The organism is Methylocystis iwaonis (genome assembly GCF_027925385.1).
Taxonomy (GTDB): domain Bacteria; phylum Pseudomonadota; class Alphaproteobacteria; order Rhizobiales; family Beijerinckiaceae; genus Methylocystis; species Methylocystis iwaonis.
Genome location: NZ_AP027142.1, coordinates 2,698,700 through 2,723,505, shown reverse-complemented (window position 1 = coordinate 2,723,505; position 24,806 = coordinate 2,698,700). Strand labels below are relative to the sequence as shown.

Below are 24,806 nucleotides of genomic sequence, written 5' to 3'. Positions count from 1 at the left end.
GCTTCGCTTGAAGATGACGCTGGCCCGGACGATTTTTTTGTCGTCGAGACGTGCGAACGTCGCTCAAAAAGGTTGGTATTGGTCATTTACCTTACGGAGGCAGTGATGGCTCAAGAGCAGAATGCGCCCGTGAAAAAAGATGTCGGATCTTCTCTCGTTACGCCCGATCTTTGGGATTGGCGCCCCTTCGAGGCGCTTCGTCGCCAACTCGACCGTTTTTTCGACGAGGCGCCCGTGGCGCGGCGGACAGGCGAGGTTGAGCCTTTCGACCGCTTCATGGGCTGGGGCTCGCCCCCCGTCGACTTCGTCGAGCACGACAATGAATATGAAATGACAGCCGAACTCCCCGGCCTCGACGAGAAGGACGTCGAAGTGAAGCTCGTCAACGGCGCCCTCGTCATGAGCGGCGAAAAGAAGGTGGAGCGCGAGGAGAAAGGCGAGGGCCGGTTCTTCTCGGAACGCCGTTACGGCGCCTTCAAGCGCAGCTTCCGCCTGCCGGACAATGTCGATCCCGATAAGATCTCCGCCAACTTCGAGAGGGGCGTGCTGAAGGTCACGCTGCCGAAAAGCGCGCAGCCGAAGGCCGAAGAGAAGAAGATCGACATCTCCGCGCAGAAATAGGCGGTAGGCGCAACTAACCCGATCGCGACACGGGGGGCTCTGGTTCTTGCGCCAGGCCCCGGTGATCTTGGTGCGATTGCGCCTCCGTTCGGCTATTGGGCGCCGATCTCATAATCTCTGGGCTCTACCGCAAGCCTCGTTTTCGATCTGAAAGACGTTCAAGGTTGGCTGCGTTTGCCGCTGCCGCGCTTCTCCAGAACGCAGCGCCTGATCGCCTCCTCCTTCTCGCGCCCGCGAAGAGTGGCGATCTTAGGCTCGCGCTTGCACTCGCCCCAGAGACGTCGTGCGGCGATATGTAGCTCGAAACAATGGCGTAGCTCTTTGCTCGCACTCGAGTCGGCGACCTGATCCCGGCAACGGCGGCGAATGCGTCGCGCCTCGAATTTGGACAAGGAAGGCCCAGACTGCTGGCGGTCCGCCTGCACGTCCCCGGGGCGTTCCGCTCGAACCTGCTCGGCCTGAGGCGCCGCCAGGCTCATTTGAGGCGCGCCAACAGCAAAGATGAAGGTCGCCAGAAGACAAGCTCGCGCCAGCCGATTCGCTCTTAAACGCTGTTCTGTTTCTGCATGCTCAAACGGTAGCTCTTGCATAGCGTCCCCGCTCGCCTTAGCAACGGATGATAGCGCGTCTGGGCCCCAAGGGCGCGCGAATGCTCCACGATAGGTTCCGCAAAGTATGAATGATAGGCCTTTCGTCTTGGGGACTGCCAGGACTGTTCAATCGGCCGCGCCAGGCTTTTCCGTCGCCCTGGGGACAAAAGCCGAATTCCTGCTTCGCGACGAGTTGCTCTGCGAAATTTTCGCGGAAACGGCGAAGCGCCAACCAAACGCCAATGCTCTGAAAAGCTTACGTCATTCCATCAGCTATCGGGAGCTTGACGCCCGATCGGACGCCCTCCGCAGAGGGCTGCTCGCCCTTGGCGTCGGTCCTGGCGGCGTCGTGGGTCTTTGGATGGCGCGCGGGATCGATGCCCTCGTCGCGCAGCTCGCCATCGCGAAGACTGGCGCCGCATGGCTGCCATTTGACGCCGAAGCGCCAGTCGACCGCATCGCGGCCTGCCTGGAGGACGCCGAAGCGCGCTTTCTGCTCACCAGCCAGGAATTTGCCGCCAAGGCTTCTGGACATCTGCCTGCTCAGCTCGTCATCGCCTCGGAGGCGAGCGTCGAAGGAGACGATCGGCTTCCAACAGCAAGAGAATTGGGCGCGACGCCAGAGCATCCCGCCTATTTTATTTACACGTCAGGGTCCACCGGAAAGCCGAAAGGCACGATAATTACCGGCAGGAATATTTGCCATTATCTGCGCTCCGCGAATGAAATCTATGGATTCTCCTCGTCCGACGTGACCTTTCAAGGCGCCTCGCTCGCCTTCGATCTGTCGATGGAGGAGATTTGGGTCAGCTATCTTTCGGGGGCGACGTTGTTTGTCGCGACCGCCGAGATTCTCGCTGACCTCGAAACTTTGCCGGCCGTTTTAGAGCAGGCGGGCGTCACCGTGCTCGATACGGTTCCGACTTTGCTGAATGCGCTCCCGCGCGACGTTGCGACGCTACGGACGATCATCCTCGGCGGCGAGGCGTGCCCTCCGAGCGTCGCGGAGCGCTGGTCGCGCGACGGCCGGGTTATCTACAATAGCTATGGCCCCACGGAAGCGACCGTCGTGGCGACGATCGCCGAGGTCCGCCGTGGCGAAGCCGTGACCATCGGCAAGCCCATCCCGAACTATTCCTGCTATGTGGTCGACGAGACGCTCGCTCTGCTGCCTCCCGGCGCAGAAGGCGAGCTTCTGATCGGCGGGCCGGGGGTCGCGAAGGGCTATCTGAAGCGAGATAGCCTCACGGCCGAGAAGTTCATCGACAATCCTCACTATGATGGCGGCCTCGATCCTATCCTGTATCGTTCCGGCGACGCCGTCATTCTGAATGAGTCCGGCGACCTCGTTTTTCGCGGGCGGGTCGACGATCAGGTCAAGATACGCGGTTTCCGCGTCGAGCTCGGGGAAATCGAAGCCGTCATTGCCTCGCACGTCGATGCGCGCCAGACGGCGGTCGTGCTGCGGAACGACACTGGCCTCGACGAGCTTGTCGCTTTCATCGTGACGGACGCGCCATTGCCGAGCGAACGGGAATTACGCGTCGCGCTGCGCAAGGCGTTGCCGTCCTATATGGTCCCGTCGCGGTTCGAGGCGATTGGGTCTTTGCCGACGCTGACGTCGGGCAAGGTCGATCGCAAGAGCCTCCAGGCCATGCCGCTGTCGCAGCAGTCGCCGCCGGACGACGAACAGGACGAGCCGCGCAACGACATCGAGGCGCGTCTCCTGGACGCGGCAAAACGGGCGCTATCGACTCCGACGGTTCCGCTCGAAGCGGATTTTTTCATGGATTTGGGCGGGCATTCGCTCCTTGCCGCGCGCTTTGTTTCGATCGTTCGAGAAACGCCGAGTCTGGCGTCGATCACTTTGCACGACTTGTACGCGCATCGGACGTTGCGCAATCTCTCCATCCATCTGAGGGAGAATGCAAAAGAGTCCGTTAAGGAGTTGGCCTTCGAGCCGCCGCCACTCAAACGGCGCGTTCTCTGCGCTTTGGCGCAGCTCTCGGTCCTGCCGTTTCTCTTGTCCATCTCGGCGGCCCAGTGGCTCGCCATCTTCATTTCTTACACGCTGATTACCCCCGTCAATGCAAGTTTCGTTGACGAGGCGCTGAGCCTTTTCGGCATCATTCTCTCCATCACTGTATCCACCTTAGTCATCTCAATTGCAGGAAAATGGCTGGTCATCGGGCGCACCAAGCCGGGCCGGTATCCCCTCTGGGGCTTCTATTTCTTTCGATGGTGGCTCTCCCAGCGACTGCTGGGGCTCAGCAACGCAAGGCTGCTGCAAAACTCGCCGCTGATGCCCTTGTACCTCGCTGCGATCGGCGCAAAGATCGGCCGTGACGCGCAGATCAGCGATATCGAGGCTGGCGCCATCGATCTCCTATCGATCGGTTCGGGCGCATCGCTGGGCTCCAAGCTCAAGATCGCCAACGCAAGGGTCGAAGGAAATGAGCTTGTCATCGGACCGGTCGAGATTGGCGCGGAAGCGTACATCGGCACAGGCTGCGTGATCGAGGAGGGCGTCTCCATCGGCGACGGCGCAGCGCTCGAAGATCTGACGTCCTTGCCCGCCGGATCGCGCGTCCAGGCGAATGAGATCTGGGACGGCTCGCCCGGCCGGCGCATCGGAGCCGTCGATCCTGAGGCGCTCGAAGCGCCAGCTCAGGCGACGATCGTCCGGCGCCTTGCGGTGACTCTGATTTCCGCGGCGTTGGCGCTTTTCCTGCCGATCATCGGACTGCTGCCGATTTTTCCGGCCTTCTGGGCGTTCGATACGATCGAAGCCGCCATGAAGTTCTCGGAGTCGGAGTACCATTATTACCTCGCGGCCATTCCCCTGCTTGCATGGCCGACCGCCTTCGTCCTGGTGTTGGCGACGATCGCTCTTGTCGCCATTTTCCGCTGGACGGTGCTGCCGCGCGCGGCGGCAGGAAGATATTCGGTTTGGTCGGCGTTCTATCTGCGCCGTTGGGCGGTTTCCCTGGCGACGGAGGTTGCCCTTGAAACGCTGTCGTCGCTTTACGCGACGCTTTACATGCGCACTTGGTACCGGCTCATGGGCGCCCGTATCGGCAAGGGTTCCGAAATCGCCACCAACCTTGCCGGCCGTTACGATGTCGTCTCTCTTGGCGAGAACTGCTTCATCGCCGATGAGGTCGCGATCGGGGACGAAGACATCCGCAGAGGTTGGATGCATCTTGAGCCCGTCGCGGCGGGCGATCGCGTGTTCGTCGGCAATGACGCTGTCGTGCCGCCCGGCGCCACACTGCCGTCGGACGTCCTTATCGGCGTCAAATCCAAGCCGCCGGCGGGACAAAAGGTCGAAAGCGGCGACACTTGGTTCGGCTCGCCGCCGATACTGATGCCGGCGCGCCAGAAACTGGATTCCGCCGATGCGACGCTCACCTTCAATCCGACGCGGCTGAGACGTTTTGGCAGGGCCGCCTACGAAGCGCTCAATATCTCCTTGCCGTCGATGCTTTACATCACGCTCGGCACCTGGGCCGTCGAAATCTTCGGCGATAAGCTGATCGCTAAGGACTACCTCGGCTTCGCCGGGCTCTTCATTCTTGCCTCGATGGTAATCCCCTTCGCGGTGATGCTCGTCGCCGCAGCAGTGAAATGGACCACCATGGGACGCTACAGGCCTCAAGTGCGGCCAATGTGGTCCTTCTGGGCGATCCGCAATGAGACCAGCACGGTTTTATATTGGGGAATGACCGGCCGCATTTTGCTCGACTATCTGCGCGGAACGCCGTTCCTACCCTGGGTTTTGCGGGTGTTCGGCGCAAAATTCGGCAAGGGCGTCTATATGGACATGACCGACCTCACCGAATTCGACTGCGTGAAAGTCGGCGATTACTGCGCGCTCAACATGGGCAGCGCGCTGCAAACGCATTTGTATGAAGATCGGCTGATGAAGATCGGGTCGATCGAGCTGGGTAAAGGCGTGACCTTGGGCTCAGGATCGACTGTCCTCTATGACACCCATGTCGGGGATTATGCACGCCTCGGTCCGCTGACGGTCGTTATGAAAGGCGAGACGATTCCGCGCGCCTCTGAGTGGGTCGGTTCTCCCGCCGAGCCTGCGTGATCGTCGTCGTCACAAGCCGCGCTCAATTTTCGACGATCCCCTTGGCCACGAGGAAGGCCGCCTGAAACGCGAGGACCGTATCGAGGCAGTCGAGGAATATCTGAGGGCCGCTCGCTGTCGGCGCGTGAAAGACGAGCGAGACAGCGGCGCCGGCAAGCGCAACCGCCGCAGAGTTCCGGGCGGAAAGCCAGGTCGCCATCATCAAGCACTCCCTCGACTTTCGAAATTTGAACAGCAAAGCCGCTTCCAGGATTGCGCCGGTCGCAAAGACCAGGGCGGAAAACGGCGTATCGACGGAAACGTCGTGGCCTCTGCGGGCAATTTCGCTCCAAACGTCGTAGGAGCCCTGACAGCCGGCGGCCGTAAGGACCAGCGAGAGCATAAAGGCCGCCGCTCGTTCGTAAAAGACGCTCCTTCCAAAAGAGATCGCGACCAAGCCGTAAATCGCGCAGTCGTAAATCCAGGAAGCTCCATCCTCGAAATACTTCCCTGAGGCGGAAAGCCAATCGAAGGCGACGCTCGAAACGCTCATCGCAAGCGCCAGGATGGAGATCAGTCGAAGCGCCTTCAGAAAGCGCTTGCCACTGTCTGACTCTCGAACGCTCGCCGTCTTCAAGGTTTCCGCCATCGGCAGCTTCCTCGGCTCTGCGCTATGGAGCGCCTCCAATCAGAGACAACGCGGACTCGTTCGGCTCGCGCAGAACGCGCCCTGGCTTTTGAAGCTGCGCGCTTTCTCCTCGCTTGGATGACTCCATGCGAGCGGAAAGCACGCTACACATACGCCTGCTTTCGCCTCAAGCAAGCCTGAGGCCATTATCCTTGCGCCGGACGCCCGGTCTGGCCATCACTGCCTCCAGTGACGGCCCCATGGCCGTGAAACTATCATAGAATGACAGTTGGGAAGCTGCGACCTTTTTGAAGACGACAAGATGCTTGGGACGTTTCGCAAAGTTCAAAGTCTGGCGATGCTGCGCATGCGTTGCACGCTCAAGTTGAAATTGGCCTGTGCCGTGTGCTTAATTGTATCATCGTGGCTGTATCTAATTTGGAGACAGCGTAAATGTTACGCTTTATTACCCTATCTGGCTGGATTCTTCTCTTCTGCGCTTGGTTGAAAGCACGTTTTTAAGCCTCGATTAAGTCATTCTGAAAATGATGCGCGCGTGTTTCGTCGACCTGGGCCAGGGTCGAGGATGAAGCCGCCATATCAATACCCGCGCTCGATCGAGCTATCTCGATCCAGGCGCCGCCATATTCGATAAAACTTGAGGAAACTATAGACGATGTCCCAGACCCAGGTTTTTCTCGACGCCATCATAAACAACCTTCCCATGATGGTCACAGTGGTCGACGCGAACACGCAGAAGTTTGTGCTGGCGAATAAAGCGACGGAAAAGGTATTTGGAACGCCGAGCGCCATCATCGGAAAAACGCTGCATGATTTGCTCCCGCGCGAGAGGGCGGACGAGTTTGCCTTAAGGGACCAGGCCGTTATCAAGTCTGGAAAAGCTGTAACTTTCGAATGTGAGTATGAAACAGAAACAAAATTGAGCCTGTTTGCGACATTGATTCCGCTGTTCGACGAAAAGCAAAATCCTCAATATCTTCTCAGCATTTATGAGGATGTGACCGAAAAGCGCAAGGCCGAAAATGATATCATATACCTTGCGCATCATGACTGTCTTACCGGGATCGGCAATCGCGCGACCTTCTACGCGAATTTGAAGGAATCATTTTCTTACTATCAACATGGCGGCATATTCGCGCTCGTGTATCTCGATCTCGACGACTTCAAATCGATCAACGACACTCTCGGGCATCCGGTGGGAGACCTCGTGCTCGTTTCTGTCGCCGAGCGGCTGCGAAAAATTATTCGCGAGCCGCACCACATCGCGCGCCTTGGCGGCGATGAATTCGCGATCATCTTCAACGGCGTTCCAAGCGTCGACGCGCTTCATGCAGCAATCGATCGAATTGTCTCGGCGATTGCGGCGCCTATCGAGACCTGCGGCAGTCAAGTCATTACGACGGCGTCGATCGGCGTCGCGATCGGGCCCGACGATGCGAGCGATCCCGACGCATTGCTCAGAAACGCGGACATCGCACTTTATTGCGCAAAAAAGGAAGGCGGCAATACGCAGCGCTATTTCGATGTGCAGATGCTGAAGGACTTCAACGCCCGCCACGCTCTCGAGAACGATCTACGGCATGCGCTCGAGAACAACGAGCTGAAGCTTTATTACCAGCCGCTCGTCGGTCTCTCGGACGGCCGGGTCAATGGTTTCGAAGCGCTGATGCGCTGGGACTCGCCCACGCGCGGACTCGTCTCTCCGGCGGATTTTATCCCGCTGGCGGAAGAGACAGGTTTGATCCGCAGCATCGGCGCATGGGCGCTCAAGCGCGCATGCCTCGATGCGGCCGATTGGCGCGAAGACGTCGGCGTTTCCGTGAATATTTCAGCCTGCCAGTTCCGCGATCAATCTATTCTGCTCGATGTCGCGGCGGCGCTGGGCGTTTCGAATTTGAGACCGAGCCGGCTCGAACTCGAAATCACCGAGAGCGTTATGCTCTATAATACAGAGGACACCATCGCTATTCTCGAAAAGCTGAGACATATCGGCGTGAAGATAGCCATGGATGATTTCGGGACCGGATATTCGTCTTTGGCCTACCTCACGAAATTCGCCTTCGACAAGGTGAAGATCGACCGCGCTTTCGTCAAGGGGGTTGCTGAAAATCCCGATTGCTTGGCGATTATACGCGCCATCACCGGCTTGTGCGAAAGCCTGAACATACCCACGACCGCCGAGGGCGTCGAAACCGAGGATCAGCTCCAATGGCTCCGCGCCGAGCGGTGTGACTCGGTGCAGGGCTATCTCCTGGGTCGTCCCAAGCCGCTAGAGGCGGTTGAAAAAATCCTGGCTTGCGACGGCAAGCGCGAGGCCGTCGCGTAAAGTAGGGCGCGACTTTTCATAGCCGGATCATACTATTTCCGGTTGAACAGCTTGCGGTAGCGCTTGTCATTCCCGGCGGACTGAAAGTCCGACCGGGAATCCAGAGCCACAAAAGCGCTGGTTTGCTCTGGATTCCGATCGCTCGCTCGAGCGAGCGTCGCCAATGACAGCGAACCACTCAAGCCGATTTTGCATCAGTCCGCAGGACCGACCCACCCGCATATTGGCCACGGGGCGCCAACAAGGAATTTAGCGCGACCACGGCAAGGACCTTTCATGCGCGCTCCCGCGTTACGCGGGGAGGCAAGCGTCAAAAAAGGGAGCTGCAGCCATGGTCGCGGTGGAAAGTCTCTATCTCCTCGCGCTTCTGAGCGCATTCGTCGGTTTGATTGCGCTCCTTGTCTTAGCCGGGCCAGAGATTGCGCGGCCCGCAAGCTCGAAAAACTTCCTGGCTGGCGTGATCCTCACCGCGGCGATCGTGTCTGTCGGATCGTTTTTTCTTTACGCCTTGAGCCCCCACGCTGGCGCACGCTCCGTCTACAGCGCGACTTTGGCGCGGCCGGCGCAGATTTAACGGAAGGGTTAGAAGGCAGGCGCGCGGCGCGCAAGCTCATTGCCGCAGCGCCTGTCGAACCTAATTGTTGCGAGTAGGCTCTCGTGAAAGGTCACGGCGGATGCTGGTCGCTTTGATTATGGCCCTTGTTGTCGTCGGCTCGCTTGTCTTTCATTTTCTAAGCCCCTGGCGACCAACTCAGATAGCCTCCAACTGGGGCTTCATCGACGATACTCTGTCGCTGACCTTCATCGTGACGACCATTGGCTTTGTCGCTGTCATCCTGTTCATGTCCTACTGCCTGTACAGGTTTCGCCACCAATCCGGGCGGCGCTCCACTTACGAGCCCGAAAACCGAAGGCTCGAGCTTTTGCTTGGCGGAATAACCACCCTCGCCGTGATCCTCTTGCTTGCGCCAGGGCTTTCGGTGTGGGGGAGTTTTATCACGCCGCCAGAGGGCGCGATGGAGGTAGAGGCGGTCGGCGCGCAATGGAGCTGGAGCTTCCGCCTGCCCGGGGCCGATAATCAATTCGGCGCGACCGACGTCCGCTTTATCGACGCGGCCAATGCTTTGGGGGTCAATCCCGCCGATCCGAAAGGACGCGACGACCTCATTATCAGCAATGGCGAGCTGCACCTGCCGGAAGGCAAGCCGGTCAAGGTGCTGCTGCGTTCGATCGACGTCTTGCACGACTTTTACGTGCCGGAGCTTCGCGCCAAAATGGATCTCGTGCCGGGGATGGAAACCTATTTCTGGTTCACGCCAACCAAAACCGGGCAGTTCGAAATCCTTTGCGTCGCCTATTGTGGCATTGGCCACGCGCAAATGCGCGGCGCGCTTTTTATCGATTCCGAGAGTGACTATCGCAATTGGCTGGCGGCGCAAAAGAGCTTTGCGCAGTTGCGCAAGGCAGAGGCTTTTTGAGACGCGTCGGGGGAGGGGGATCGACCATGACCGATGTCTCGATAGAGGACGACGGCGTTCCAACCCAGGAGGTCGAGGACGTCGAACTCTACCACGCGACGTCTTGGCTGACGAAATACGTCTTTTCACAAGACGCCAAGGTCATCGCCATTCAATATGCCTGCACGGCGATCGCGATCGGGCTTGTTGCGCTCGTGCTGTCGTGGCTGATCAGATTGCAACTGGCGTTTCCCGGCGCCATCCCCTTCATCGACGCCAATGTCTATTACCAGGCCGTGACCATGCATGGCATGATCATGGTGGTCTATATGCTTACCGCGATTTTTCTCGGCGGTTTCGGCAATTACCTCATTCCGCTCATGGTCGGCGCGAGGGACATGGTGTTTCCCTTCGTCAATATGCTGAGCTATTGGGTGTATCTGCTGGCGACGCTCGTTCTCGCGGCAAGCTATTTCGTTCCCGGCGGGCCGACCGGCGCGGGCTGGACGCTCTATCCGCCGCAAGCAATTCTTACCGGAACCCCTGGCCATGAGTGGGGCATCATATTGATGCTCTCGTCGCTCATTCTCTTCATCGTCGGCTTCACGATGGGTGGCCTCAATTACGTCGTGACGGTGCTGCAGGGCCGCACGCGCGGCATGACGCTCATGCGCATGCCGCTCACTGTTTGGGGCATCTTCACTGCGGCGGTAATGGCGCTTCTTGCCTTCCCGGGTCTGTTCGTCGCCTGCGTCATGTTGTTGCTCGATCGCACGCTCGGCACCAGCTTTTTCGTTCCGGCGATTGTGGAGATGGGCGAACGGCGCGACTACAGCGGCGGCAGCCCGATCCTTTTCCAACATCTGTTCTGGTTCTTCGGGCACCCTGAGGTCTATATCGTCGCGCTGCCGGCTTTCGGCATGGTTTCCGATCTTATCAGCGTCCATGCGCGCAAGAATATCTTCGGCTATCGCATGATGGTCTGGGCGATTCTGGCGATCGGCGTTCTGAGCATGGTGGTCTGGGGCCACCATATGTATGTGAGCGGCATGGACCCGATCTTCGGCTTCTTCTTTGCCGTCACCACGCTTGCCATCGCCGTTCCGACAGCGATGAAGGTCTATAATTGGGTGGTGACGCTCTGGCGCGCCGACATCCATTTTACAACGCCGATGCTCTTCGCGCTGGGTTTTCTCGTCACATTCGTGAATGGCGGAATCACTGGTCTTTATCTTGGCAATGTGATCGTCGATGTTCCGCTCTCGGCGACGCTGTTCGTCGTCGCGCATTTCCATATGGTGATGGGCGTCGCTCCCATCCTGGTGATCTTCGGCGCGATCTACCACTGGTATCCGAAGATCACAGGCAGATTGATGGACGAGCGCTTGGGCAAAGTCCATTTCTGGATCACCTTCCTCGGCGCCTATGCCGTGTTCTTCCCGATGCATTACCTCGGGCTTTCCGGCGTTCCGCGCCGTTTTTACGAGATGGGGGACGCCGCCTTTCTCCCGCACTCGATCGTCGGGCTGAATATCTTCATGACAATCATGGCGCTGATCGTGGGCTTTGCGCAGGCCATCTTCTTCTACAACGCTCTCAGCAGCCTCAAGCATGGCGCGCTCGCGGGGGGCAATCCCTGGCGCGCGGCGTCGCTGGAATGGCAGACGCCGGAAACCCCTCCGGGGCACGGCAATTGGGGCAAACAGCTCCCCATCGTTTATCGCTGGCCTTACGGCTACAGCATCCCCGGCGCTGCGGAAGATTTCGTGCCGCAGAATGCGCCGCCGCAGAGAGGAGAAGATGCGACATGAGCGTCATGGGGCTCTTTTTCATCTGCGTCTTTTCGGTGGCGCTCATCTATCTGTGGCGCGAGGGCGTGTTGGAGGCGTCTTGGCTGCAAGAAGGCGAGATAGCAGCCTATCGCGCCAATGGCGGCCGCCCGCCCAATGCGGCGAAGACCGGCCTCATCGTTTTTCTGGCCGTGGCTCTCTGCCTTTTCTCGTTGCTTTGCGCGGCCTTTTTCATGCGGATGGGCTCGTATGATTGGCTCTCGCCGCCTTTGCCCGGCATTCTTTGGTTCAACACAGCCGCTCTCATCGTCGCGAGCGGCGCCCTGCATGTCGCGAGCGCCGCGCGAAAGACAGCGGCTGGGGAGCGAATGAGATATGCGCTATCCGCCGGCGCCGTTGCGAGTCTGGTTTTCCTGTTCGGGCAGCTATGGGCCTGGCGCGACATGATCGCAGGCGGCTTCTATGCGTCGCAGAATCCAGCCAATGCTTTCTTCTTCCTGCTCACGGGCGCCCACGCGCTACATTTGCTGGGAGGGCTCGCCGTCCTGTTCTGGACGATCGCGCAAGCGTCGCGGCAGGAGGCGGAGAATGCTTTGGCGGGGACGGTCGAACTTTGCGCCATCTACTGGCATTTCCTGCTCGCCGTTTGGTTGCTCCTTTTCGCGCTGCTCGTCGGATGGGCGGACACGCTCGGCGTCGTGTGCCGCCGTCTTCTTTCGTGATCGAAGGATCGTCGCATGTCAGTCGAGTCTGTGGGGCAAAAGACGGCGGTGGAGGCTCAACGGCCAAGCGGCGTGAGCGGCGTCGTCGCGGATTGGTCCTCGGATCAGCGCTCCTTCAAGAGCGCGTCCTGGGGAAAGACGATGATGTGGATTTTCCTCGTCAGCGACACATTTATTTTTAGCTGTTTTCTCGTTTCCTACATGACCGTCCGCATGTCGACGACGGTTCCCTGGCCGAATCCCAGCGAAATCTTCGCGCTCGACATCGGCGGAAAGAAAATCCCGCTCATCCTCATCGCCATCATGACCTTCGACCTGATCACAAGCTCGGGCACAATGGCGATTGCCGTCAATTACGCCTATGCGCGGGAGCGTCGGAAGGCGGCGCTGATGATGCTGGCGACGGCTTTCTTCGGCGCGACCTTCGTCGGCATGCAGGCGTTCGAATGGACCAAGCTTATCCAGGAAGGGGTGCGCCCTTGGGGCAATCCTTTCGGAGCCGCGCAGTTCGGCTCCTGCTTTTTCATGATCACCGGCTTTCACGGCTTCCATGTTTCGATGGGCGTGATCTTCCTTCTGATTATCGCGAGATCCGTCTGGCGCGGCGACTATGATCGGGCGAAGCCCGGATTTTTTACGGGCCGCCGGGGCCGGTACGAGATCGTCGAGATCATGGGGCTTTATTGGCACTTTGTGGATCTGGTCTGGGTGTTCATTTTCGCCTTCTTCTATCTCTGGTGAGCGGCGACGACTCTTTCAGGAGGAGCAGGGAAATGGAAGCGGCTGGTGATAAAATGACAGCTCTCGCGCACGCCTCGTCCGCCAAATCGCGTAGCACGCCGGGCGCCGCCGTTCATGGCCAACAGCACCCGATCGCACTCTATCTACTGGTCTGGGTCTTGCTGTTTGTTTTGAGCGCCTGCTCCTATTTGGTCGATTATTTCAATTTCCACGGCGAGCTTCGTTGGGGATTGATCATTCTGTTCATGCTGCTCAAGGCAGGGCTGATCGTCGCGGTGTTCATGCATATGGCGTGGGAGCGCCTTGCGCTTGTCGCCGCCATTCTTGTTCCGCCGCTCGCCGTGCTCGTTTTTGTTGGAGCGATGGCGCTCGAAGGCGGTTACACGAATATTACGCGGCAGGTCTTTTTTGCGGCGGCAACGCAATCGCGCGCGGTCGAGCATTAACGCGCATTTCGCTCGCGTGGTATCATGCGAGCGAAAAGAGCGCAGAGTCGAAACGCGCTCTAGCGCAGCACGAGAACCGGGCAGGCCGCATGCCGCACGATCGCGCTGGCGTTCGAGCCGATCAGAAAGCGGTCCATGTCGGGGCGATGCGAACAGAGCAGGATAAGGTCGGCGCCCCAGCGCCCCGCCTCCGCCAGGACGGTTTGATACACCGGCCCGAATAGCAGCACTGTGGAAATGCGCTCAGCCGGGCGATCGATATTGGCCGCGACCTGCGCTAATTCGCTCTCGAAACCCCGCCTTATATTCTCGTCGAAATCACGAGGAAGATAATCGAGGAGCTTGATCGGCGTGAGCGATTGGACATTGATCAGACGAATTTCCGCGTCGAAAGCTTTGGCGAGCGTTTCGGCGTAATCCACGGCCAGCTTTGTCATCTGAGGCTCGGCAAGATCGAGCGGGACGAGGAGCCTTGTGAGCATCGCGAATGTTTCCCGATCAGAGCGCATTCCGCAAAAGGTGATAGACTTTTGCGATAAGAATGCGCTCCAGCTTTGTGACTCTGCGCGCTTTCTCATTGCTCGCATGATTCCATGCGAGCGGAAAGCGCGCTAGGCCGGATCGACTCTCATCACATATAGGGCCGAGCAGAGGCGCTGGCTCGTCGCCCTACCATCCCGGAAACAGCGAAAAGGCGCGCTTCGATTGGTCTTGCGGATCGACAAAGACGGTCGCGGTCCGGCCGGCCACGAGTCGGATGTTCGGTGGGGGCTGATCGAGAGCGATGCGCACGGGAATGCGCTGGGCCAGCCGCACCCAATTGAAGGTGGGGTTGACGTTCGCCAGAAGATTGGCGCCGCTGCTGCGGTCGCGATCCTCGATGCCGCTCGCAATCCCCTCGACATGGCCGAAGAGAGGCTGGCGCTCGCCCATCAGATGCACCGCGACGCGGTCGCCGACATGGATCATGGGGAGCTTGGTCTCCTCGAAATAGCCGTCCACGTGGAGGCTATCCTCGTCGACGAGCGCCGCGACGCTTTTGCCCGCCGTCACATAACTTCCCGGCCGCAGCTCGAAATTCGTCATCGCGCCATTGACGGAGGCGCGCACCTCGGAACGCTCGAGATTGAGGCGGGCGAGATCGCGGTCGGCGACCGCAAGGTCGTAAGCCGCGCGCGCCTGCTCGTGCTGCCCCGTCACATTCTCGAACTGTTGCTTGGAAACGGCGATGTTGTTTTTGGCGTCGAGCGTGCGGTAGCGCGTGAAGTCCTGCGCCGTGACTTCGAGCGCAGCGGTGCGGCCGGCGAGGGTCGCCTCCGCCTGGCGCAACGCCAGCTCGAAACGCTTTCGGTCGATGCGGAACAGGACATCGCCCTTCCGGACGCGTTGGTTGTCGTGCACGAGGACGTCGCTCACGAGGCCGGAGACGTCGGGCGCGACAGCGACGACCTCTGCGCGAACGCGGCCGTCGCGCGTCCATGGCTCTTCCTCATAATAAGACCACAGACGCCATCCCACGAAGACCGCAGCCAGCGTTATCGCCACAGTGATCGCGGCGCCGAGAGATTTCGCCAGTGCTTCCTTCATAGCGCGGTCCTCGAAAGCACGTGAAGGAGGGCGCCGAGGAAACAGACGAAGACGGCGGCGTTGAACAGACCCCGGTGCCAGAGAAACCGATAAAGGCCCAAGGCGCTCAGCGCCAATCGCAACAGGGAAGTGAGAAGGTAGGCGAGCGGCGCACACACCAGAAGTCCGGGCGCATAGAGTCCAAAGAAACTCACCTCCGCATTCATGGATGTCCTCCGAAATCTGCGAGTTGAAGCGGCTCCGCTTGCGGAAAGAGGCAACGACGCAGACCCGCGAGCGCAAGAAGCGCCTCCCTCTCCGCCGCCTCGCCGCCGCGCAGGGCCCGAATGGCGCGATCGAGCGCTGCGAGCGCGCGGCTGTCGAGCGGCGTATGCCGCCGATAGTTGCGTCGCAGGCGCAACAACGCGGCGTCGAGCCGTCGCCGCGCTCTTTGCGGAAGCTTCGCGCGCGCCTTGCGGGCCTCGACCATATTCAGCCCCGCCCGCAATTGCCGCATGGCGTCCGGCATGTCTTCATCGGCCGATTGCACGATGGGCGCGATCGTCGACAGCCTGTCGAACATGAGCCCCAGCAGATAGGCGTCATTGCGCCGGCTTCGAATATCGGCAACCTCCGCGAGGCTGCGGTTATTCGCGCGAACAAATTGCGCCGCGCGCCATTCCGCGCCGATGACGCGCACCACCGCGGTAGTTGCCGCCGCGATCGCCATGCCGGAGATCATCGCCATGCCGGTGTTCAAGAAGGCTTTGGCGTCTACCTCATAGGCGCTTTGGAGCGCCATGGTCGTCGGCATGAGGATGCCAAGAGCGACGCCGATCACAAAGGTCTTCGGCTCCGCAATGAGCAGGCCGAAGAGAAGCAATGCCGGCGCAAGCGCAAGCGCGAGAGTCTCGAAACTATGGACCTTGGGGAGAATGACGAAAACATAGAGGCCGGAGGTTGCGACGGCGACGGCGCTCCATATCCCGAACTTCCGGATAGAAGGCACGGGATCGTCCTGTGTGGCAAAGAGACTGCCCGCGACGGCCGCCATCATCGCTGCGGCGGCGCCTTCCTGCCAGCTCGTGAGAATCCAGAAGGCGCAGCAGAAGATGAGGGCGAGTGAGAGCGTCGCGGCGGCAATGAGCGCGCGGGCATGCTCGTCATGGCGAACGCGCGGCGCATCTGCGTCGATCGGAAAGGCGAGGGGCTTGTCGAGGCTCTGCGTGTTGGCGGCAAGGGCGCGCGCGAGGGCGTCATTGTCCGAAAAAAGAGCGACAAGGTCGCGTAGGCGAAGCGCGAGGGTGAGCTCGACGAACGCCCGCCAGCATGTGATGGGGCCGCGAGCGCGGGTAAAGGCGTCTATCCCTTCCAACATAGTAGCGTCCGCGCGAGGGGCGTGGGCCGTGAAGGCGGGATCGACGCGCAGGAGCAAAGACGCCATCTCGGGCGAGGGACCGCCGAGCGCGCCGAGTTCGCGCATCAGGTCCCCGACAGCCGAAATCATTGGCAGCGTCATGAGCATGCGCGGAACAAGGCTGTGCGCCAAAGGCGACACAGCCGGGTCTGTGGCTGCTTCGAAAGGCAGATGCTCGGCAAGCGCTTCGATCTTTGTCGTGTCGGCGGCAAGCTGCAGCCAATGCGCTTCTCGGGCGCCGGGATCGATTTTACGCAGCGCGTCGCGTCCGGCGGCCCGCGCGTCGCTCAGCCAAAGCGCAACGCGTTCCGCCACTGCCGGTCCGACGCTACGCGGGAAAAGCAGGCTCGACACCAAAGCGGCGCAAAAAATGCCGACGAGAATTTCTTCGGTGCGCGCCAAGGCGAGGTCGAAGATCTCGATGGGCGTATCGACCGCCGGGAATCCGATGATTGCTGTCGTATAGCCCGCGAGCATGAAGGCGTATCCACGCGGGCTCCGATCGAGAATCGACGCATAAAGGCACAGGCCCGACCAAATCGCGATGGCGAGGATGAGCACGGGCGGCGCATTCACGAGGTTGGGAACGAGCGCAATGGCCATAGCGGCTCCCGCTAATGTTCCAATCGCGCGATAGAAGGACTTCGAAAATGTTGCGCCCGTGAGCGGCTGTGCGGTGATGTAAACGGTTGCGAGCGCCCAATAGGGCCGCGGCAAGTCCAGCCAGAAGGCGACCGCCAGCGCGAGGACTCCGGCAAGGAACGCCTGAATGGAGAAAAGCCAATGCTCGGGGCGGGGCAGCACGTAGTTTCCTTCGTGAAACGAAGCCGCTCATCGGGCCGGCTTCGCCAACCCTCTTGATTTTATAAAAATGACCGGTTAGTCATTTTGTGTCAAGAGAGGGAGCATTCAAGATGGCGGCTGGCGCTCAGCGGCGAGGCGACGCTCCGCAGAAAGAGCTGCGGCAGCGGGCGAGGAGCCCGAGCGTAGAGAAAACGACTCAGACGCGGCGCGCGATCGTTTCAGCGGCGCTCGCGGAGTTTCTGGAGCGAGGCTTTGCATGCGCGACCATGGATGCGGTCGCGAGGCGGGCGGGCGTCGCAAAGGGCACGCCTTATCGTTATTTTCCGACGAAGGAAGCCTTGTTCGAGGGCGTGGTTCGGCAGGAGATCGCTGGCGCGGTCGTCGATGTGAACGCCGCCAACCGGGCGCCGGGCGAGAAGGTGGGCGCGTTTCTCAGGCGCACCATGTCGCCTGCAATGCAGGTGGTCGAGCGTCAGGGACGCGCGGCCCTGGCGCGGCTCGTCCTGACAGAGGGCGTGCGTTTTCCCGTGCTCGTCGAAATCTACCGCCGCGAGATGTTCGATCCTTTGCTGAACCAGCTTCGCAACCTTGTGCGATCGGCGCGCGAGGAAGGCGAATTGAAATCCGATGCGCTGGTGGACAATCCGGAGCTGCTGATTGCGCCGATCTGGTACGGGATCGTTCACAATGGCTTGCTCGACAGGTCACAGCCCCTCGATATCGGGGCGCTCTTCGACGCCAATCTCGATCTTCTCTTCGAGGAATAAGAAGAGCCGTGAAAAACAAGCGAGGAATCGCGCGCTCGGACAGCTTGGCGAGGCGCCGTCTCCTTGTTGGCGCGGTTTTGAGCGGCTCGATATTCGCCGGCGGAATCGAGGCTCATGCCGAGAGCCTGCGATCGGCTTTGGCGCGCGCCTATGTCGAAAACCCCGATTTGAACCAGAGCCGGGCGAGCGTTCGCGCGCAGGACGAAGAAGCGCCGAAAGCGCTTGCGGGCAAGCGCCCGAAAGCCAGCATTCAAGCGACGGCGGGGTGGCAGGTTGGGGCGATCAAAATCCCGGCGGGCCGATCTGCGAACGGACAACGCCAGTTTGTCGATGACGCCTTCTCGAGCTTTCCTCGCGGCGCGACGCTCGCTGTTTTGCAGACCCTTTTCGATGGGGGGCGCACCGAAAGCGCCTTCAGGCAGGCCGAGTCGAGTGTTTTCGCCGCGCGTTCGACCCTGCGTCTCACCGAACAGGCCGTCCTCCAGAACGGCGCCGCCGCTTATATGAACGTCCTGCGCGATACGGCGATAACGCGCCTGAGTCGGAATAATATCTCGGTGCTGGAGCAGCAGCTCAGAGTGACCGCCGACCGTTTCAGCGTGGGCGCGGTCACGCAGACCGATGTCGCGCAAGCGCAGGCATCATTGGCGCAGGCGCGCTCACAGCTTTACGCGGCTCAGGCGCAACTCAAGACCAGCATCGCCGGCTACCGCCAGATTATCGGCAACGAGCCAAGGCGCCTGGAGCCGAGCCCCTCGGTCGAGCCCTTGCTGCCAAAATCCCTGAACCAAGCGATTACCGTCGCGCTGGCCGAACATCCGGGCGTGACCGCGGCCCTGCATCAGGTCGATGCAGCGGAACAGGCTGTGAAGGCGGCCGAAAGCGTGCTTTCGCCAACTCTATCGGTTGGCGCGCAGCTCACGAACGAACGCGACGCGATTCTGGGCGTCCCAGGCACGCGCCAGTTTGCCGCCGCGGTCGTCGGGCAGCTCAATGTGCCGCTCTATCAGGGCGGCGGCGAATATGCGTCGATCCGCCAGGCCAAGGAGCGTCTCGGACAGGCGCGGCTGAATGCGGATCTGCAACGCGACAGCGTAAGGGCGAGCGTGGTATCGAGCTACGGGCTTCTCGAAACGGCGAAGGCGTCTCTGACGTCCTGGCGCGCCGCCGAAAAAGCGGCGGAGATTGCGCTCATTGGCGTGCGGGACGAGGCGAAAGTCGGAAGGCGCACGACGCTCGATGTCTTGAATGCTCAGCAGGCGCTCCTGAACACGCGCGTCGCGATCGTTGTCGCGCAACGCGATCTCGTCGTCGCGTCCTACGCCGTTCTCGGCTCCATCGGGCGGCTTTCAGCGGACACTCTGAATCTCGATGTCGCGATCTACGATCCGAGCGCCCATTATGATCAGGTCAAAGTCAAATGGTTCGGCGTCGAAACGCTGGGCGGTCCGTAATCGACGAGGGCGCTTTTTACTTCCGCTCGATTGGTTCGGCGCCATCACCGACGCTCGCGCCGTTTGGACACACAGGGAACACCGCCGTCATTGCGAGGAGGCGGAGCCGACGAAGCAATCCAGGGCCGCATCGCTGCGGGCAAAACCAGCGCTCTTGTGGCTGCCCGCCGGGAAAAACACGCGCCCGGTGCGAGCTGTTCAAACGAAAATGGAATGGCGCCTGATCTTCAGTGTTGGCCCTCGACCAGCTTTCGCGCTGCATCGCGCATGCCCGCGCGCGACTCATCATGCAGATAGGGCATGTGCCCGCCTTTCAGCACGATGAGGCGGACACGGTCGGCGTCCCCATAGGCGGGCAGTTGATCGAGCATCAGCTTGGTGGCGAAATAGGGCGTCACGAGATCGGCGACGCCATGGACGACAAACACCCGCAGTCTGGGATCGAGCGCCAAGGCGTCACGCAGATCGGAGACAACCTCGGCGTTCTCGCGTCCGCCATGACCGAAATCCCAGCGGCGTGCGATCCGTTCATTGAGGATGAAATAGCGTGCTTCGCCGATCGGCCAGGCGAGCTTTTCCTGGGTGAGGCGCATCATGGCTGCGCCGAGCGGCGTGCGCCATGTTTCGAGAACTGGATCGCTCCAGTCGCTCACCGGCGCAAAGGGCGTGGGATCGTAACCCTCCACGCCGCCGTCATAGGCGCTGGAGACGCGCTGCTTGTTGCGACCGCGTTCGCGGCTAAAGCTCTTCGCGTCGATACGGGCGCCGAGGCGCGAGACGAAATGGCTGTCGAGCAAGGTGAAGCGTGCGACGGACTGGTTCATGCGGGCGAGCGCTTGTCCATCCTTGGCGCCTTTGAGCAGGTCGACGACATAGTCGCCCGCAGCGTAGGTTTCGGCGTCCGCCAGCTCGGTCCGCCCGTTAGAGCCGCGCGCGACGGCGGTCATGGAGGGCAGCAGACCCGCGTAAGACAGAAGATTGCGCCCGCCCTGCAACCAAGTAAAATCAAGCGCGGGCGACACCAGATAAAGACCCTCGACGCCAATGTTCTCGCGCTCCCTCAAAGGCGCGAGCACTTTAATCGCGCGAAAAGCGCCGTAGCTTTCGCCGACAATATATTTTGGCGACAGAAGACGGCCCCTGGCGGCGAGCCATTTGCGCATGACGACGGCGAGCGCCTCGGCGTCGCCGTCGACGGAGAAAAAGCGCTTCTCGATGTCGTCGCTGTCGGACAACAATTTGCTGTAGCCCGTCCCAGGCGGATCGATCAGGACGAGATCGGCGAAGGCGAGCCATGTCTCCGCATTGTCGGCAAGCACGGGCGCTCGGGAAGGGGAGGGGGCGTCCGCCGGGAAGCGCAGCCGCCAGGGCGAAAGGGCGCCCAGCCCCAACCATGCAGAGGCGGCGCCTGGCCCGCCGTTGAAGACAAAAATGACCGGGCGCGCGGCGGCGTCGGCGCCGTTGCGCTCATAGGATACATAGGCGACGTCGGCCTGGGGCGCGTCGCTCTTGGCGTCGCGTAGCCGAATGGCTCCCGCACGCGCGGTGAACGCGACCTGCTCGCCTTGCAGAGAGATGATGTGAGATGTCACCGCCTCGGCCGGCAGCCCCCGCGCAACAACTTGTTCCTCCGGGTGTTTCTGGCTCTCGGCGCTGGCGAGCGGAGAAGCGCAGACAGCGAGCGCCGCCGCCAGCGCGATCGATGCAAATCTCATCATGCCGCATCCTCTCGTGAACTCGTCCAGAAAGCATATCGTCGCGGAGAAACGCCGCCGACTGCATTTTTTCGTCATTTTCCACGATCCGCGGCGCCTCCCCAATGTTCTATCTTCTATCTATCCGGCGGGCGGGCGATCCGGAGGCACAATGCGACCGATCCAAATCTTTTTCGTGCTCCTCGCGGCAACCCAATACGTTGGGGCGCTGGCTGCAGAGGAGGCCCAGCCAAAAAGAGAGCCGTCTGGCGCCGACGAAACCCTCAGCCAGCGCCTCGATAGGCAGAAAGGCGTCCTGAAACCGAAGCAGGACGTCGATCCCTCCTTTGTAAAACCAGCGCCGAAGATGGACCCTCGCTCGACGCCGGAGATCAAACCGCCGAGCCCCGAGGCGAAGTAGTTTGTAGAAGGGCCAATCAAACGGATCTCGCATCACTTTGTCGAGGGCGGGTATTTGATTGCGACCCGCCGAGGGGCGGAGCGGCGGTTGCCTCCCGGACGTCGACGCGCCGCTCTCGGGCTCATCAAGTGCGGCACGTTGCCTCGCAGCGGCAAAATTCCCCGGCTTCAAAACGGCCGGAGTTGGAGAAGTCGCCAAAAACGCGTCCAAAAAACATATTAAAAAACAATGTGTTCTGACGAGCGCTGTCTATCTGCCAACTGTTCGAATGGTTAAGAGAAAAATTTACCTAAAATTGTCCGTATTCTATTCAAATTCGAGCAAACGATCTATAGCTTAAATGTTTGCGGATTTCATTTGGCGTGTGAGTTTCCCTAATGCCCAACGAGCTCATCCTGGGGCCGATCAGAGTAGAGCACCTGACCGTCGATGCAGCACTGAAACAACTCGACGAGGCGCTGGAGAAGGACTCTCCGAAGCGCGTCGCATTTTGTAATGCGCACTGCGTCAGCCAAGCCCTTTTCGACCCAACCTATCGGGCGGCCCTATCACGCATGCTTCTTTTCAATGATGGGGTGGCGCTCGACATCGCGTCCAGGCTGATCACAGGCAAGCCTTTTCCCGCAAATTTGAATGGCACGGATTTCATTCCGGCCTTTCTCGCCAAATCGAAACACTCCCTGCGCATTGCTCTCCTTGGCGGAAAACCGGGAGTCGCGCATCGGGCGGCGAAGAGCCTGGCGGCGCGCTATCCGCGGCATCAGGTCGTCTTCGTGCGCAACGGCTATTTTTCGGCAGAGCAGGAACGGGAGATCGTCGCGTTGATCGCCAAAGAGGCGCCGGACGTGCTCCTCGTGGCCATGGGCAACCCGCTTCAGGAACTATTCATGCACAGAAATGCGCAGGCGCTGAATTGCAAGCTCGTCTTCGGCGTTGGCGCGCTGCTGGATTTCCTGTCCGAGAGCATGCCTCGCGCGCCTTTCTGGATGCGAAAAGCGCGTCTCGAATGGCTGTTTCGGCTGAAGAACGAGCCGCGTCGGCTGATGGCGCGTTACACCGTGGGGGCAATCACTTTTGCCTGGGCGGTGTTGGTGTTCCGGATCAAAGCGACGCTCGATAGCCCTTGATCGTTCCGCGCATCCATTCGAGCTTGTCTCGCGCTGTCGTAAAGTCGAGCGCAACGAGCGAGAGTGCGGCGCGCGCGAACATCCGCGCCAAACGCCAAAGAAAATAGCCCGCGCCGTAATGGAGCCGCAACACGCGGCCAAATCCGGGCGCATAGGCGCGTGCGCGTTCGAGGGAGGCGCCGGCTCCTCCGGCGCCAACCTGATCGTGATGAACGATCAGATCGCTTTGGAACCAGGCGACGGCGCCGAGGCTCAGTCCCCGAAGCACATAATCCGTCTCTTCGCCCGATTTGAAAGCCGTCGACGCGCCCACGCCGAGTTCTTCGTTGAACGGGCCGATTTTGCGAGCCAGTTCGGCGCGCAAGAAGATGGTGTTGGAGTTGCCGCAGAACCACACATTGTGGCGATCGACGGCAACTGTTTCCGTCAGAAAATTCCCGAGCGAGTCTTTGCCCGAGGCGTCGACGGTCCTGCCCATGATCAGCTCGATGTCAGGATTTCGCGTGAAGCGTTCTGTGACGTCGGCGATGAGCCCATCCGGATACCAGCAATCGTCGTCGGGAAAGCAAATCAGCGCTCCTCTCGCTTCCGCAAGGCCGACATTTCGGGCTCGGGAGAGACCGCGCGGCGAGGTCAAATGTGAGATTTTGAGCTTGCCTGCATAGTCGGCGAGGATGGGATCGAGTGCGCCCGGCGGATTTTGGTCGACCAAAATCACCTCGAAGTCGTGGCGCGTTTGCCGGGCAAGAGACTCCAGCAGCCGGCCGAGCGGCGCGGTGCGGCCGACCGTGCAAAGGATGAGTGATAGGCTCGGGCTCCCGGATGCGAGACTCTCTGCCGGCCCATTAGCGCTGCGCATGAATTCTGCCTTCTAGAAAGTAGTTAGGTCGATCTTTATCATTTTCCCCGTAAATCCTTCGCTAAATTCGGCGGAATGCCATGGGGAGACGGCGGGCGCTAATGAAGATCGTTCATGTCGTTCGTCAATTCTGGCCTTCGAATGGCGGGTTGGAAGAATTCGTGCGCAGGCTCGCGCTCGAGCAGATCGCCAAAGGCGACGATGTCCGCATCGTTACGCTGGACGAATTGTTTACGCGCCGGGGCGTGAAGCTCCCTGAGCGCGAGACGCGGGAAGGGATCGCCATCCAGCGCATCCCTTTTCGTGGGTCGTCACGTTACCCCTTGGCGCCGAGCGTACTCGGCTACATTGGCGACGCGGAGATCGTTCATGTGCATGCAATAGACTTTTTCTTCGATTTTCTTGCCCTGACTCTTGGTGTGCGTCGTCGGGCGCTTGTCGCGACCACGCATGGCGGCTTCTTCCATACGTCCAAAAACTCTTTGCTCAAGCAAATCTGGTTCAATACCGTGACGCGGCTGTCCTCTCGCTTTTATGGCGCCATCGCAGCTTGCAGCGAGAGCGACTATCAGATGTTTGCGGGTATATCGCCTGCTAATCTGCGTCTCGTCGAGAACGGGGTCGATATTGCAAAATTCGCAAATCTGGCCAGCGCCGAACCGGTCAAAGCGATGATAACGATCGGGCGGCTCTCCGATAACAAAAGGATCGACCGTCTTCTCGATATGATGTCGGCCTTGGCGGCCAAGGATGATGAGTGGCGGCTGCATATTGTCGGAACTCAGTCCGATTGGTCGGGCGAACGCTTACGCAAGGAGATTTCCGCGCGCGGCCTCGATGCCAAAGTGGAATGCTATCTGGGGCTCGACGACGCTGGCGTCGCAGAGGTGATCCGGCAATCCAGCATCTTCGTCAGCGCCTCCGAGCATGAAGGGTTTGGCATAGCGCTCGTCGAAGCGCTGAGCGCAGGTCTCCTTCCGGTCGTCCATGGCAACGCGGCCTACCGCGGTTTTGCTTCGAAGCACGGCGCCGTTCGCATCGTCGATTATGAAGACTCCCGATCAAGCGCGGCCGCCGTTCGAGGCGCATTCGCGGATCTTGCCGCATCTCCGAACTTGCGCGACGACGGGATCAAGGTTGCGGAAAAATTCACGTGGCCGCAGGTCGGGCAGAAATACCAAACGATTTATAGAGACGTTCTCGGGCGGCGCGCCAGTGGATGAGGCGGATCGGCGAGCGCGCCGCTGAGCGAATGTCGTTCTTGGGCAGTTCGCGCT

The 24,806-nt window shown here is 60.4% G+C and carries 20 protein-coding genes; 13 read left to right on the top strand and 7 right to left on the bottom strand.

Annotation, left to right across the window (positions count from 1 at the left end):
• Positions 1-105: 105 nt before the first annotated feature.
• Positions 106-621, top strand: a complete 516-nt coding sequence (locus QMG84_RS13155) for an Hsp20/alpha crystallin family protein (RefSeq protein ID WP_281928423.1) — start codon at positions 106-108, stop codon at positions 619-621.
• Positions 622-1,317: 696 nt separating this feature from the next.
• The gene (locus QMG84_RS13150) at positions 1,318-5,310 is read left to right on the top strand and encodes a Pls/PosA family non-ribosomal peptide synthetase (RefSeq protein ID WP_281928422.1); all 3,993 of its coding nucleotides are present in this window, start codon (positions 1,318-1,320) and stop codon (positions 5,308-5,310) included.
• 22 nt (positions 5,311-5,332) lie between these two features.
• Here QMG84_RS13150 and QMG84_RS13145 read toward each other — a convergent pair whose 3' ends face one another.
• Entirely contained in the window at positions 5,333-5,938 is a 606-nt protein-coding gene (locus QMG84_RS13145) for a hypothetical protein (protein WP_281928420.1), read from the bottom strand.
• A 655-nt stretch (positions 5,939-6,593) separates the two neighbouring features.
• On the opposite strand from QMG84_RS13145, the gene QMG84_RS13140 reads away from it, so the two are divergent.
• The 7 genes from QMG84_RS13140 to QMG84_RS13110 all read left to right on the top strand — a co-directional run bounded on the left by QMG84_RS13140 (position 6,594) and on the right by QMG84_RS13110 (position 13,420).
• Positions 6,594-8,264 (top strand): sensor domain-containing protein, encoded by a 1,671-nt coding sequence (locus tag QMG84_RS13140; protein ID WP_281928418.1) that lies wholly within the window; start codon positions 6,594-6,596, stop codon positions 8,262-8,264.
• Positions 8,265-8,595: 331 nt separating this feature from the next.
• Complete coding sequence (locus tag QMG84_RS13135; protein WP_202073652.1) at positions 8,596-8,838, top strand: hypothetical protein; 243 nt, start codon at positions 8,596-8,598, stop codon at positions 8,836-8,838.
• Positions 8,839-8,938: 100 nt separating this feature from the next.
• On the top strand, positions 8,939-9,742 hold the full coding sequence (locus QMG84_RS13130) for a cytochrome c oxidase subunit II (protein WP_281928415.1): 804 nt from the start codon (positions 8,939-8,941) through the stop codon (positions 9,740-9,742).
• A gap of 26 nt (positions 9,743-9,768) precedes the next feature.
• Entirely contained in the window at positions 9,769-11,532 is a 1,764-nt protein-coding gene (locus QMG84_RS13125; protein ID WP_281928414.1) for a cytochrome c oxidase subunit I, read from the top strand.
• Positions 11,529-12,233, top strand: a complete 705-nt coding sequence (locus tag QMG84_RS13120; protein WP_281928413.1) for a cytochrome c oxidase subunit 3 — start codon at positions 11,529-11,531, stop codon at positions 12,231-12,233. The genes QMG84_RS13125 and QMG84_RS13120 overlap by 4 nt, the downstream gene beginning before the upstream one ends.
• 15 nt (positions 12,234-12,248) lie before the next feature.
• Positions 12,249-12,974 carry a heme-copper oxidase subunit III family protein gene (locus tag QMG84_RS13115; RefSeq protein WP_202073656.1) on the top strand — a complete coding sequence of 242 codons (726 nt, stop codon included), beginning with the start codon at positions 12,249-12,251 and terminating at the stop codon, positions 12,972-12,974.
• Positions 12,975-13,027: 53 nt separating this feature from the next.
• Positions 13,028-13,420: a cytochrome C oxidase subunit IV family protein gene (locus QMG84_RS13110; protein ID WP_281932002.1), complete on the top strand. Its 393-nt coding sequence runs from the start codon at positions 13,028-13,030 to the stop codon at positions 13,418-13,420.
• 59 nt (positions 13,421-13,479) lie between these two features.
• On the opposite strand, the gene QMG84_RS13105 is transcribed toward QMG84_RS13110, so the two are convergent.
• The 4 genes from QMG84_RS13105 to QMG84_RS13090 form a co-directional block, all read right to left on the bottom strand.
• Positions 13,480-13,902 (bottom strand): universal stress protein, encoded by a 423-nt coding sequence (locus QMG84_RS13105; protein ID WP_281928411.1) that lies wholly within the window; start codon positions 13,900-13,902, stop codon positions 13,480-13,482.
• A 187-nt stretch (positions 13,903-14,089) separates the two neighbouring features.
• Positions 14,090-15,007, bottom strand: coding sequence for an efflux RND transporter periplasmic adaptor subunit (locus tag QMG84_RS13100; protein WP_281928410.1), 918 nt, complete (start codon positions 15,005-15,007; stop codon positions 14,090-14,092).
• Positions 15,004-15,213, bottom strand: coding sequence for a DUF1656 domain-containing protein (locus QMG84_RS13095; protein ID WP_281928409.1), 210 nt, complete (start codon positions 15,211-15,213; stop codon positions 15,004-15,006). The genes QMG84_RS13100 and QMG84_RS13095 overlap by 4 nt, the downstream gene beginning before the upstream one ends.
• Positions 15,210-17,207, bottom strand: coding sequence for an FUSC family protein (locus QMG84_RS13090; RefSeq protein ID WP_281928407.1), 1,998 nt, complete (start codon positions 17,205-17,207; stop codon positions 15,210-15,212). The genes QMG84_RS13095 and QMG84_RS13090 overlap by 4 nt, the downstream gene beginning before the upstream one ends.
• A 110-nt stretch (positions 17,208-17,317) precedes the next feature.
• On the opposite strand from QMG84_RS13090, the gene QMG84_RS13085 reads away from it, so the two are divergent.
• Together QMG84_RS13085 and QMG84_RS13080 are read left to right on the top strand one after the other, a co-directional pair.
• Positions 17,318-17,974, top strand: a complete 657-nt coding sequence (locus QMG84_RS13085) for a TetR/AcrR family transcriptional regulator (RefSeq protein ID WP_281928406.1) — start codon at positions 17,318-17,320, stop codon at positions 17,972-17,974.
• Between the two features lie 77 nt (positions 17,975-18,051).
• A complete protein-coding gene (locus QMG84_RS13080; protein ID WP_281928405.1) occupies positions 18,052-19,428 on the top strand; it encodes a TolC family outer membrane protein in 1,377 nt (458 codons plus the stop codon).
• 227 nt (positions 19,429-19,655) lie between these two features.
• On the opposite strand, the gene QMG84_RS13075 is transcribed toward QMG84_RS13080, so the two are convergent.
• On the bottom strand, positions 19,656-21,146 hold the full coding sequence (locus tag QMG84_RS13075; protein WP_281928404.1) for a S10 family peptidase: 1,491 nt from the start codon (positions 21,144-21,146) through the stop codon (positions 19,656-19,658).
• Between the two features lie 774 nt (positions 21,147-21,920).
• On the opposite strand from QMG84_RS13075, the gene QMG84_RS13070 reads away from it, so the two are divergent.
• On the top strand, positions 21,921-22,670 hold the full coding sequence (locus QMG84_RS13070; RefSeq protein WP_281928402.1) for a WecB/TagA/CpsF family glycosyltransferase: 750 nt from the start codon (positions 21,921-21,923) through the stop codon (positions 22,668-22,670).
• Here the strand turns inward: QMG84_RS13070 and QMG84_RS13065 are convergent.
• On the bottom strand, positions 22,645-23,529 hold the full coding sequence (locus QMG84_RS13065; protein ID WP_281928401.1) for a glycosyltransferase family 2 protein: 885 nt from the start codon (positions 23,527-23,529) through the stop codon (positions 22,645-22,647). The genes QMG84_RS13070 and QMG84_RS13065 overlap by 26 nt on opposite strands.
• Positions 23,530-23,630: 101 nt before the next feature.
• Between QMG84_RS13065 and QMG84_RS13060 the strand changes: the two genes are divergently transcribed.
• Complete coding sequence (locus QMG84_RS13060) at positions 23,631-24,752, top strand: glycosyltransferase family 4 protein (RefSeq protein ID WP_281928399.1); 1,122 nt, start codon at positions 23,631-23,633, stop codon at positions 24,750-24,752.
• Positions 24,753-24,806: the final 54 nt, after the last annotated feature.

Excerpts from the sequence above, each read along its gene's own strand:
- QMG84_RS13155 (WP_281928423.1), top strand. The coding sequence starts at position 106 with ATGGCTCAAGAGCAGAATGCGCCCGTGAAAAAAGATGTCGGATCTTCT.
- QMG84_RS13145 (WP_281928420.1), bottom strand. The coding sequence starts at position 5,938 with ATGGCGGAAACCTTGAAGACGGCGAGCGTTCGAGAGTCAGACAGTGGC.
- QMG84_RS13140 (WP_281928418.1), top strand. The coding sequence starts at position 6,594 with ATGTCCCAGACCCAGGTTTTTCTCGACGCCATCATAAACAACCTTCCC.
- QMG84_RS13135 (WP_202073652.1), top strand. The coding sequence starts at position 8,596 with ATGGTCGCGGTGGAAAGTCTCTATCTCCTCGCGCTTCTGAGCGCATTC.
- QMG84_RS13130 (WP_281928415.1), top strand. The coding sequence starts at position 8,939 with ATGCTGGTCGCTTTGATTATGGCCCTTGTTGTCGTCGGCTCGCTTGTC.
- QMG84_RS13125 (WP_281928414.1), top strand. The coding sequence starts at position 9,769 with ATGACCGATGTCTCGATAGAGGACGACGGCGTTCCAACCCAGGAGGTC.
- QMG84_RS13120 (WP_281928413.1), top strand. The coding sequence starts at position 11,529 with ATGAGCGTCATGGGGCTCTTTTTCATCTGCGTCTTTTCGGTGGCGCTC.
- QMG84_RS13115 (WP_202073656.1), top strand. The coding sequence starts at position 12,249 with ATGTCAGTCGAGTCTGTGGGGCAAAAGACGGCGGTGGAGGCTCAACGG.
- QMG84_RS13110 (WP_281932002.1), top strand. The coding sequence starts at position 13,028 with ATGACAGCTCTCGCGCACGCCTCGTCCGCCAAATCGCGTAGCACGCCG.
- QMG84_RS13105 (WP_281928411.1), bottom strand. The coding sequence starts at position 13,902 with ATGCTCACAAGGCTCCTCGTCCCGCTCGATCTTGCCGAGCCTCAGATG.
- QMG84_RS13100 (WP_281928410.1), bottom strand. The coding sequence starts at position 15,007 with ATGAAGGAAGCACTGGCGAAATCTCTCGGCGCCGCGATCACTGTGGCG.
- QMG84_RS13095 (WP_281928409.1), bottom strand. The coding sequence starts at position 15,213 with ATGAATGCGGAGGTGAGTTTCTTTGGACTCTATGCGCCCGGACTTCTG.
- QMG84_RS13085 (WP_281928406.1), top strand. The coding sequence starts at position 17,318 with ATGGCGGCTGGCGCTCAGCGGCGAGGCGACGCTCCGCAGAAAGAGCTG.
- QMG84_RS13075 (WP_281928404.1), bottom strand. The coding sequence starts at position 21,146 with ATGATGAGATTTGCATCGATCGCGCTGGCGGCGGCGCTCGCTGTCTGC.
- QMG84_RS13070 (WP_281928402.1), top strand. The coding sequence starts at position 21,921 with ATGCCCAACGAGCTCATCCTGGGGCCGATCAGAGTAGAGCACCTGACC.
- QMG84_RS13065 (WP_281928401.1), bottom strand. The coding sequence starts at position 23,529 with ATGCGCAGCGCTAATGGGCCGGCAGAGAGTCTCGCATCCGGGAGCCCG.
- QMG84_RS13060 (WP_281928399.1), top strand. The coding sequence starts at position 23,631 with ATGAAGATCGTTCATGTCGTTCGTCAATTCTGGCCTTCGAATGGCGGG.